This is a genomic window from Thermus sp. FJN-A (genome assembly GCF_054655095.1).
Map to the genome: position 1 here is coordinate 1 of NZ_BAAHSC010000120.1, position 836 is coordinate 836.

Below are 836 nucleotides of genomic sequence, written 5' to 3' on the forward strand. Positions count from 1 at the left end.
GGCCCTGCGCCGGGCGGAGGAGGCTTTGGCCGTGGTCCGGGCCAAGTCCCTGGGAGGCTTCCGGAGCCGGGTCCTTGTCCTCCTCTCCTCCGTCCACCGGGCCAGGGGGGAGCTGAGGGAGGCCCTCTTCCGGGCCGAGCAGGCGGTGGCGGGGAGGCTGGACCCGGACGACCGGGTGGTGGCCCTGAGGGCCCTCGGCACCACCCTGCGGCTTCTGGGGAAGCCCGCTCAAGGACGCGAGGTCCTGGAGGAGGCCCTTGAGCTAGCGGGGGAGGGGGCCCGGAGGGGAGCGGCCCTGGCGGAGATGGCCCTCTGCCACCTGGCCCTGGGACGGAAGAGGCTGGCGAGGCGGGCCGCCGGGGAGGCCCTGGAGCTTCTGGACACCCACGCCCCGGCCCGCGCCCGGGTGCTGGTGGCCCTGGCGGAGCTCTCCCGCCGGGAGGGGAAGGAGGAAGGCGCCCTGGCCCTGCTCCAGGAGGCGCGGGCCATCGGCCCCTACCCCCTCATGGAGGAGGCCCTGGGCTTCCCCGAACTCTTCGCCCTCGCCGAGGAGAGGGGGCTCGCGCTCCCCAGGGCCCGGAAGGCCCCGGAGAAGCCCAAGGTGGTCCTGCGGGAAAGCCCCCCCGGCCTCCTCGTGGGCAGGCGGGAGGTGCCGCTGGAGGGCTCGGGGAAGGCCTTCGCGCTTCTGGCCCTGCTCCTCAAGGAGGGCCCCCTCCCCTGGCGGGAGGCGGCCCTGGCCCTCTGGGGAGAGGACGGCCCCGGGGTGAGGGAGCGGCTTCACACCACGGCCTCGAGGGCCAGGGACCTCCTGGCCAACTGGGAAGCGGTGCGGTGGG

1 protein-coding gene is annotated in these 836 nt (G+C 75.7%); it reads left to right on the top strand.

Annotation, left to right across the window (positions count from 1 at the left end):
• Positions 1 to 836: tetratricopeptide repeat protein (locus tag ACYQ0J_RS00610; RefSeq protein WP_460170266.1), on the top strand; the 836-nt coding region annotated here is incomplete at both ends.